The organism is Micromonospora sp. NPDC047620, assembly GCF_043205005.1.
Classification (GTDB): domain Bacteria; phylum Actinomycetota; class Actinomycetes; order Mycobacteriales; family Micromonosporaceae; genus Micromonospora.
Genome location: NZ_JBIDDG010000003.1, coordinates 283,593 through 292,292, shown reverse-complemented (window position 1 = coordinate 292,292; position 8,700 = coordinate 283,593). Strand labels below are relative to the sequence as shown.

Sequence of the window (8,700 nt, the reverse complement as noted above, 5' to 3'; positions counted from 1 at the left end):
GGGTCATTCAGCAATTTCGTCGACGAGCAGAGAACATTCCTGCGCCGGTCACATAACGGGCCGTTAACGCTGCGTGAAGAATGCAGAATCAGTGGTCAGAACCCGCGGGCAAGAAATCCCGCAGGCCGACGCGACCGATCAGACCAGGAGGACCTGACGTCGGTTGCGGACGACGCCATGCACAGCTGACAGCCCCAAGCAACTTCCCGCAGGCCGCCTCGAGGCAGAGTTTGCGCAGGCCAACACGACTCAGCGCGCATCCGTCGCACTGGAATCACACGCAGTTCGCGCCGACGGCGGCGACACCGACGCGACACGAAAAGCCCGGCGCCAGCCCGCCTGGGGCCCGCACCGGGCTGCAACAGCCATGTTGATCACGAACAACGTCCCCCGTTTCGTTGCCTGGCAGGCGGCCGGATGATCATGATCATGCGAGGACCGCCAATGTTCTGGAGAGCAGTACAACCGACGTCACTATGGAGCGTCAAGGCCCAATGACGCATCGGGACGCGTTTATTTCGAGCAACTCACTGAGACGTCCATCCATGCTTGACGCAGACCCGAGGCACACCTAGGGTTGTGCCCACACATCCTCCTGCGTCTATGGCGCTGCCGGCTGTTGCGGCTCGTTAAGCGTGGCGCCCGCAGGATTACCGGGTGTTTCGACCGCACTTCGTCATCCACGTCGGATGATGCGACCGGCTGACCGGCGACCGCATTCTGGTCCTGCCCCGCCCGCCGCGGCCTGCGACACCGCCCCCACCCCACGACACCCTTCCGGACAGGGCTTTGAGGAGGATCAGTGCAGAACGAAACAGCATCCGATCTGCTTGCGCGGCACGGCGTGGACACCGAGCGCGGCTTCCTGCCGACCGAGGATCCCGTGCGGCGACTCCCGGAGGCCTATCAGGCATGGGAGGACCTGGCCGTCGAGCTTCCGAAGCTGCTCAGCGCCGGCCGGGTGCACGAGTGGATCGAACGGCTGCCCGAGCTCGACATCGCCGATCTCGACCGCAACGAGCTCAACCGGGCGATGCTCCTGCTCTCCTATCTCGGACACGCCTACGTCTTCGGCGGCGAGGAACCCCGCCACCGACTGCCGGCCTGCGTCGCCAAACCGTGGTACGAGACGGCGACGAAGCTGGGCCGCCCGCCCGTGCTGTCCTACGCCTCGCACGCGCTCTACAACTGGCGCCGGCTGGATCCGGACGGCCCGATCGCACTCGGCAACATCGTGCGGCTGGAGAACTTCCGCGGCGGGCTCGACGAGGACTGGTTCGTCCTCGTGCACGTGGCCATCGAGGCGTCGGCGGGCCCCGGCATCTGCGCGGCCGCGCTGGCGCAGGACGCCGCGGCGGCCGGTGACGTGGCGGCCGTTGCCACGCACCTCGACACCGTCGGCCAGACGCTGGAGAACATGATCGCCATCCTGCGGCGGATGCCGGAGAAGTGCGACCCGTACGTCTACTACCACCGGGTACGCCAGTTCATCTTCGGGTGGATGGACAACCCCGGACTCCCCGACGGTGTGGTGTACGAGGGCGTCACCGCCTACGGCGACCAGGGACAGAAGTTCCGTGGCGAGACCGGCGCGCAGAGCTCCATCATCCCGGCGCTGGACGCCGTGCTGGGCATGGACTACAGCCAGGACACCCTCGGCGCGCACCTGATCCAGCTCCGCGACTACATGCCGCCGTCCCATCGTGCGCTGATCGAGGAGTTCGGCAAGCGGACGTCAGTACGCACCTTCGTCCTGGAGCATGCCGACGACGCGGCGCTCGTGGCCGCCTACGACCGCTGCATCGAGGGGGCCACCGAGTTCCGCCGTCAGCACATGGAGTACGCGGGAACGTACATCCGTGGCCAGCAGCAGAACTCTTCGGCCAACCCGGTCGAGACCGGCACCGGAGGCACCCCGTTCATGCGTTACCTGGCCCAGCACGTCACCGATGCGCACCAGTACCTCGTCGGCCCCTCGACGAACTGATCTCCCTTCCATCGGACACTACTGACCGGAGCCCATCACATGGTCCCTGGAACCCGTGTCGACGTCCGGGCCACCCCGGACACGGCGGCGGTCGCTGCTCGATGCGCGGCCGCCGCCGATGGCCTGACCGTGCCGGCGCTGGTGCAGCGCAACGCCGACGCGTTCGGTGACCTTCCCGCGCTCAGCTGCCTCGGGCAGGAGGAGACCCTCACCTGGGCCGAGCTCTACCAGCGGGTGACCGTACTGGCCCGGGGCTTCTCGGCCCTGGGCGTGCAACCAGGCGACCGGCTGCTGCTCATGATGGGCAATCGGCCGGAGCACTGGCTGGCCGACCTCGCGGCTGTACACGCCGGCGCGGTGCCGTGCAGCGTCTACCCGACGTCAAGCCCGGAACAGCTGCGCCACGTCGCCCGGCACAGCCGGGCCCGCGCCCTCGTCGTCGAGAACGCCGCCATGCTCGACAAGTGGAGGGACCTGCTGAGGGACCTGCCCGACCTGCGGCTGGTCGTCGTCGTGGACGCCCTTGCGGAAGAGCAGGGGGTCGTCACCCTCCGTCAGGTCGCCGCGGCGGGGGACCGGGCGCACCGCGCCGACCCCGCCGCGTTCCGGCGCACGTGGAGCGCCATCCGGCCGGAGGACCCGGTGACCCTGCTCTACACCTCGGGAGCCACCGGTGACCCCAAGGGCGTGGTGCTGAGCCACCACAACGTCATCTACCAGGCCGCCGTCCTGGAGGAGGCGGTCAGCCTCACCCCACACCCGCACACAGTCGCCTACCTTCCACTCGCGCACATCGCCGAGCGGATGCTGAGCATCTACCAACCCGTCTACCGCGGCGCACACGTCACCGCCTGTCCCGACCAGTCGCAGCTCACCGCCGCGCTGCGTGCGGTCCGTCCGGTCCAGTTCTTCGGCGTACCGAGGGTGTGGGAGAAGATCGCCGCCGGAGTGCAGGCGCAACTGGCGGCTGCCGACGCCCCGATCCGCGCGGCCTACGAAACCGCGAGCACGGCAGCCCGGGCTGCCTTCGAGCATCGCGCCGCCGGCCGCCCCGTGCCGCCCGACCTGGCGGCGCAACTGGCGGCCCTCGACGCGAAGGTGCTCAGCCCGATCCGCGCCAAGCTCGGCTTGGACCGGCTGCAATGGGCCACCAGCGGCGCCGCGCCCATCCCGGTCGACATTCTGTTCTCACTTGCCGGACTGGGCATCGACGTCCTCGAGGTCTGGGGCATGACCGAGACCACCGCGACCGCGACGGTCAACCTCCCCGAGGCCTTCCGACCCGGCACGGTCGGGCGGCCCAACCCCGGCATGGAGCTTCGACTGGCCGCCGACGGCGAGATCCTCGTACGCGGTCCGCTGATCTGCCTCGGCTACCTCGGCGACGACGGCGAGGTGGAGCCGCTGACGGACGCCGACGGCTGGTTCGCCACCGGCGACGTGGGCACTCTGGACGGCGACGGCTACCTCACCATCACCGACCGTAAGAAGGAACTCATCATCACCTCCACCGGCAAGAACGTCCCGCCGACCCGCGTGGAGAACCTGCTGCGCCTGCACCCGCTCATCGGGCACGCCATGGCCGTCGGCGACCGCCGCTCCCACATCACCGCCCTCGTCGCCCTCGACCCCGAAGCCCTCGCCGCCTGGGCCGTCCGTCACAACGCCGACCCGTCGGACGTCGCCGCCCTGTTCGAGGACGAGAGGGTCAGTTCGGAGATAGCGGCGGCGGTCGCGGCAGCGAACGCCAAGCTCGCCCGGCCCGAGCAGGTCAAGGCTTTCAGAGTCCTCCCATCCCCCTGGACCCCCGAGTCCGGCGAGCTCACCCCCACCCTCAAACTCCGCCGCCGCGTCATCGCCGACCGCTACGCCACCGACATAGAGGCGCTCTACGCCGACAGCCGGTGAAACGTACGAGACAGTCTTCACCGGGACCGGGTAGCACGCCGGCCGACCAGGCCACGAGGGACGCCGCGACGCACCACGTAGTCCTGTTGATCAGGCGGCGAGTGGTTTCCGCAGGCGCTCGGCTGGGGTCTCCCCGCCGAGCGTTCTGCGTGGGCGCAAGGCGACCGAGGCGCGGCAGCGAGCTCCGTAAGGAGGCGGCACACAAGATCCAACCGGTCGGATTGTGGCTCCAGCGGTTGAGTCGGTTGCCGCACTTCGGACTGTACGGCTCACCGCAACGGCCAGTCTGGTGAGGACGGTGTAACAGGTACCCACGTTCGTTGCGCTTGTGCTGGCAGGGGGTGGAAGCCGCGCCGGCCACACAGCCGGGGGCCAGACCTGCGTACCGGGCGGGATCTTCATCACGCGCCAGAGCGACACGTCCGGGTGGAAGGGGCTAACTGTGCATGATCTTTCTGCGATCGCCCGCGAGCGGGAGGTGCTTTCCGCCGTCGCCGATGCGATCGCAGCCGCGGCGGTCGGCAGGAGTTTGCGTGTGGCGGTCACATGCCCCGATTCGCACCTCACCTTCGTCGGTCAGCTCACGCGGGCGCTGCACGCTCGCGGTCTGGCGTGCCGCTGCGTGGTTTCGAAGCCGAATCCGTCCGTCGCCGGCTTGCCGCCCGAGGACGGAGAGCCTGAGTCGACGCTTGCCGTGATCACCAGCGAACCGTTTGCGCAGACCGACGCTGACGTGCAGCGCGTGAACATCGACGTGATCGCTGGCGCGTCACCGGCACCCGGACGGGTCGCCAGTCACGGCCAGGCAGGTGACGGGACCCCGGATGCCGACAAGCAGCCCGACGTCGTCCTCGAATATCACGAGCCAGCTCGGCTGATCCTCCGCCATATGGCGCCCCACCTGTCTCGTGCCGTGGCCGCATAGGTTCGCCGGGTTAGGCAAAACCCCTTCACCACGCAGGCCGATGGAGCCCTGAGCGCACACGCGGGGTGCCTGGGTGGCGGCCACACGCGGGAGTCACCGAGGGTCGGGCGAAGGACCGCTGTGTCGGGGACGGATCGGGCACGAGCCTCGGCCTGCCTGACCACGCTCAATCGCTGTCGGCGCCTCCTGACCGTCGCCGCTCCTCGCGCCACAACTCGTGTCCTCGCATCAGCCACCCAACCCAGAAGACCGCAAACAGGATCAGGAAACACGCGAACAGCACGATGGCGAGCACTGCCGCGATCGGCTGGATGCGGCCTCCGTCACCGTTCCATCCGCTCGCGGCGACCGTGCCGAGACCAGCGCACACGATCATGAGGAGGACAGGACCCGGCCGGTCGACCGGGTGCGGCTCACGGGGCAGGCGCAACTCCGACTCCTTGGTGGCACAAGAGGCGTCCATCACCGGCTATCGCCAGCAGTGTTGCAGCCGGCAACCGCTGGCGGGGTCCGCCGCAGCCCTCGACCTTGAACCGCCGAGCGAATGATTTCCATCTTTCGATGATGTTGGTACTGTGCTGCGGTGTCTCCCCCTCGCACCGTCAGCGCGCCACCGGGCGACCGCTCCCTGACCGTCAAATCCACGCGTTCCACCTCCCGACGCGTGCAGCTCGCACGCTTCGGCGAACCCGGTCTCGCGTGGCTGATGCTGGTGCCTTCAGTGGCGATATTCGCCCTGTTCGTGTTCTGGCCGCTCGGGCGAACCCTCTATCTGTCCGTGCACGGAAACGACATCTTCGGCGCCCCGTCCGAGTACGTCGGCGGGGAGCACTACCGGGAGATGCTGTCCGGGGAGTTCGGCAAGGTGCTGGCCACGACGGCGCTGTTCACGCTGTTCTCCGTGGTGCCGGCCGTGCTGGGCGCGCTCTTCGTGGTGCTGCTGCTCGAGGCGCGCATCCGCGGGGTACGGGCGCTGCGCACCGCGTTCGCGCTGCCGTTCGCGTTCTCGGTGGCGACCGCATCGGTTGTCTTCGCCGTCATCTACAACCCGGCGATCGGAGTGGCGAACGGCCTGCTCGGATATCTCGGGATCGACCGGGTCAACTGGCTCACCGACCCGTCGATCGCGCTGCCCGCCGTCTGCGTCGCCACGGTGTGGATGAACTTCGGCTACAACATCCTCGTGCTCTCCGCCGGAGTGTCGGCCATCTCGCCCGAGGTGATCGAGGCGGCGCGGCTGGACGGCGCGACCGGCTGGCGGCTGGCGTCGCGGATAACCGTGCCGCTGCTCTCCCCGCAACTGTTCTTCCTCGTCGTGGTGTCCACGATCCACGCGTTGCAGAGCTTCGGGCAGATCCACATCCTGACCAAGGGCGGGCCGGACCAGGCCACGACGACGCTGGTCTACTCGATCTACGAGAAGGCGTTCGCCTTCGGTTCCTCCGACTTCGGCGCGGCCAGTGCGCAGGCCGTCGTGCTGCTGGTCATCATGCTCGGCTGCACGGCCGTCCAATTCGGCATCCTCGAACGGCGGGTCCACTACCGATGAAGAAGCCCAGCCTCGGGCAGGCCACCGTCTACGTCGTGCTCGGCCTGGCCGCGATCCCCGTTCTGTTCCCGGTCTACTACGGCTTCGTCGGCGCCGTCATGGGCCCCGGTGACCTGGCGACCTACCCGCCCGCGCTGGTGCCGCAGGAACTGCACTGGCAGAACATCAGGGACGTGTTCCGCTCGGTGCCGCTCGGCCGTTTCTACGTGAACTCCGCCGTCCAGGCCGGGGTCATCACGGTGGCACAGGTCGTCACCAGCATCTTCGCCGCGTACGCCTTCGCGTTTCTTCGCCTGCCCGCGAAGGCGGCGACCTTCGGCCTGTTCCTCGCCACCCTCATGGTGCCGTGGGAAGCGATCATCATTCCCAACTACCTGGCTATCTCCGGCTGGGGCCTGACGCGGGGTGGGCTGACGTACCTCGGCCTGGTGCTGCCCTTCCTCGCCTCGGCGTTCGGCACGTTCCTGCTGCGTCAGGCGTTCCTGCAGTTCCCGACCGAGTTGCGGGACGCCGCGGTAATCGACGGGTGCGGTCACTGGCGCCTGTTGTGGCGGGTCGTCGTGCCCCTGTCCAAGCCCTCGATCGCGGCGGTCGGGGTCTACGTCTTCCTCTCGGCGTGGAACCAGTACTTCTGGCCGCTGATCCTGATCCGCGACACCGAATTCCAGACCCTTCAGATCGGCATCTCCCAGCTCAACGATGCCGAGGCGGCGCAGCCGGGTCTCGTCCTCGCCGGCGTCGCGCTCTCCCTGCTCCCCACGCTGGCCGTCGTGATTCTCGGTCAGCGCCACATCGTCCGCGGCCTGACCGCCGGCGCGCTGCGTTGAACCTTCGAGAAGGAGAGAACCAATGAGAAGACCTCGGCTCCGCCGGACCACAGCGGCGCTCGTCGCCCTCGTGGCCGCCGCCGCGCTCACGGCCTGCGGCGACTCCGGATCCGGCACCGACAGCGGCGGTGACGCGCTCGACGCCCCCGGTGCCGAGGTGCTGGAGAAGGCCACGGACAAGACCACGATCGAGTTCTGGCATGCGATGAAGGGGGCCAACGCCACCGCCGTCGACCAGCTCGTCGCCGACTTCAACGCGCAGAGTGGGGGCAAGGTCGAGGTCAAGGCGGTCTTCCAGGGAAGCTACGACGAGACGATCGCGAAGTACAAGGCCTCGGTCCAGCAGAAGAGCACACCGGCCCTGGTGCAGATCTACGACATCGGCAGCCGCTTCATGGTCGACTCCAAGCAGGTCGTGCCCATGCACAGGTTCATCGAGAAGGACGGCTTCAACGCGGCCGACATCGAGCCGAACATCGCCAGCTACTACTCCGTTGACGGCAAGATGTGGTCGATGCCGTTCAACTCCTCGACTCCCCTGCTCTACCTCAACAAGGAGGCGTTCGAGCGCGTCGGCCTCGACCCGACGAAGCCACCGAAGGACCTCACCGAGATCGGCGATCTGGCGAAGAAGCTGACGGTCAAGGACGCCAGCGGCAAGACGGTCCAGTACGGCTTCGGCGCCGCCATCTACGGGTGGCTGTTGGAGCAGTTGCTGGCCACCGACGGCAAGGAGTACTGCGACAACGGCAACGGGCGTACGGGCCTGGCCTCGAAGGTGCAGTTCGACCAGGAGACGGCCGTGCGTGTCGCGCAGTGGTGGACGGACCTGGTGAAGGGCGGCTACGCGACGAACACCGGCCGCAAGACCGACGACGCCCAGGCGGCGTTCAAGGCGGGCACGGTCGCCATGCACCTGGAGTCCACCAGCGTGTTGCGCGGCTACGTCGACGCCGCGAAGGGCAGGTTCACCGTCCTCACGGCCCCGTACCCGAAGGTGAGCAGCTCGTCCACGGGCGGGCCGATCATCGGTGGCGCCTCGCTGTGGATCAACGGCGTCGGCCACGGCGCGAAGGAGAAGCGTGCCGCGTGGGAGTTCGTGAAGTTCGCCTCCACCCCGGTCCAGCAGGCCAAGTGGCACACCAGCACCGGGTACGTGCCGATCAACGCCAAGGCGCTCGACGAGCAGATCGACAAGGACTGGATGGCGAAGTTCCCCCAGTTCCGCACCGCGGTCGACCAGCTTCACGCGCTGCCGCCGTCGGTCGCGTCGGCCGGGTGCCTGCTGGGCGTGATGCCGCAGGCCCGCAAGGCGTCCGAGGACGGCCTGGAGGCGGCGATCGTCGGTAGCAAGCCGGCCGACCAGGCCATGAAGGACGCCGCGACGAGCGTGCAGGGCGCCATCGACAGTTACAACAAGTCGGTCAGCTGATCATCGCGCCACCACCGGGGGTCACGGGGAAGGGCCAGCTCCGACGGCGCTGGCCCGTTCTCGGTGCCGGTC

The 8,700-nt window shown here is 68.2% G+C and carries 7 protein-coding genes; 6 read left to right on the top strand and 1 reads right to left on the bottom strand.

What is annotated here, in order from left to right; translation table 11 throughout:
- Positions 1–802: 802 nt before the first annotated feature.
- From ACGF5C_RS05530 to ACGF5C_RS05520, 3 genes are all read left to right on the top strand, one after another.
- The gene (locus ACGF5C_RS05530) at positions 803–1,987 is read left to right on the top strand and encodes a hypothetical protein (RefSeq protein ID WP_393296943.1); all 1,185 of its coding nucleotides are present in this window, start codon (positions 803–805) and stop codon (positions 1,985–1,987) included.
- A 39-nt stretch (positions 1,988–2,026) separates the two neighbouring features.
- Positions 2,027–3,895, top strand: a complete 1,869-nt coding sequence (locus ACGF5C_RS05525) for an AMP-dependent synthetase/ligase (RefSeq protein WP_393296941.1) — start codon at positions 2,027–2,029, stop codon at positions 3,893–3,895.
- A 442-nt stretch (positions 3,896–4,337) separates the two neighbouring features.
- Positions 4,338–4,820: a hypothetical protein gene (locus ACGF5C_RS05520; protein ID WP_393296939.1), complete on the top strand. Its 483-nt coding sequence runs from the start codon at positions 4,338–4,340 to the stop codon at positions 4,818–4,820.
- Between the two features lie 166 nt (positions 4,821–4,986).
- Here the strand turns inward: ACGF5C_RS05520 and ACGF5C_RS05515 are convergent, their stop codons facing one another.
- Positions 4,987–5,250: a hypothetical protein gene (locus ACGF5C_RS05515; RefSeq protein ID WP_393296938.1), complete on the bottom strand. Its 264-nt coding sequence runs from the start codon at positions 5,248–5,250 to the stop codon at positions 4,987–4,989.
- 234 nt (positions 5,251–5,484) lie between these two features.
- Between ACGF5C_RS05515 and ACGF5C_RS05510 the strand changes: the two genes are divergently transcribed.
- From ACGF5C_RS05510 to ACGF5C_RS05500, 3 genes are read left to right on the top strand one after another with little or no spacing between them, the layout of a single operon-like run.
- Complete coding sequence (locus tag ACGF5C_RS05510) at positions 5,485–6,369, top strand: carbohydrate ABC transporter permease (protein ID WP_393296936.1); 885 nt, start codon at positions 5,485–5,487, stop codon at positions 6,367–6,369.
- Positions 6,366–7,196 (top strand): carbohydrate ABC transporter permease, encoded by an 831-nt coding sequence (locus ACGF5C_RS05505; protein ID WP_393296934.1) that lies wholly within the window; start codon positions 6,366–6,368, stop codon positions 7,194–7,196. The genes ACGF5C_RS05510 and ACGF5C_RS05505 overlap by 4 nt, the downstream gene beginning before the upstream one ends.
- Before the next feature lie 22 nt (positions 7,197–7,218).
- Positions 7,219–8,628, top strand: a complete 1,410-nt coding sequence (locus ACGF5C_RS05500; RefSeq protein WP_393296933.1) for an ABC transporter substrate-binding protein — start codon at positions 7,219–7,221, stop codon at positions 8,626–8,628.
- Positions 8,629–8,700 lie beyond the last annotated feature (72 nt).

Bases quoted from the DNA above. Each gene is read 5' to 3' on its own strand.
- ACGF5C_RS05505 (WP_393296934.1), top strand. From the start codon at position 6,366: ATGAAGAAGCCCAGCCTCGGGCAGGCCACCGTCTACGTCGTGCTCGGC.
- ACGF5C_RS05525 (WP_393296941.1), top strand. From the start codon at position 2,027: ATGGTCCCTGGAACCCGTGTCGACGTCCGGGCCACCCCGGACACGGCG.
- ACGF5C_RS05500 (WP_393296933.1), top strand. From the start codon at position 7,219: ATGAGAAGACCTCGGCTCCGCCGGACCACAGCGGCGCTCGTCGCCCTC.